Raw genomic sequence first — 444 nt, forward strand, 5'->3', positions numbered from 1 at the left:
AATCCTCATCCTGAAGCGCGCGCACCGAGCGACGCTCGATCCGCGAGATGAGAGACTCCAGCCGTTCCCAATCGGCCGCATGGGCGGCGCGGAAGCGGCTGGCATTGACCAGCACCGGTTGCGGCGGCGCGAACGCAGAAACAGCGGCGGGGGCGATGTCCGTCACAACAGGTTCCTCCGCTTCAAATCGACATAACCCGCGACGAGCCGCTCGCCGACGCGATCATGCTCGGCCTCGATCACATGCACCCCCAGATGCTGCAAGCGGGTGAGCACCAGCTTGCGGTCGCGCAACAGCGCCGCCGCCGTCACCGCGCGCATGATCGGCGAGCGTGCGCCGATCGCGCCCGACCGCAGATAGTCGCCATAGGAAAAGCCGCCGGGCAGCGCGATCAGGCCGACGCCATCGGGCAGATCGCTATCGGCATTCCACACCATCGTCGG

1 protein-coding gene is annotated in these 444 nt (G+C 67.1%); it reads right to left on the bottom strand.

The window, feature by feature from the left end; all coding sequences use genetic code 11:
• Positions 1–162: 162 nt before the first annotated feature.
• A partial coding sequence (locus AACY08_RS29825) for a hypothetical protein (RefSeq protein WP_339472686.1) occupies positions 163–444 on the bottom strand: 282 nt, incomplete at its 5' end.

Source organism: Pseudomonas sp. EL_65y_Pfl1_R83, from assembly GCF_963970695.1.
GTDB lineage: Bacteria > Pseudomonadota > Gammaproteobacteria > Pseudomonadales > Pseudomonadaceae > Aquipseudomonas > Aquipseudomonas tritici.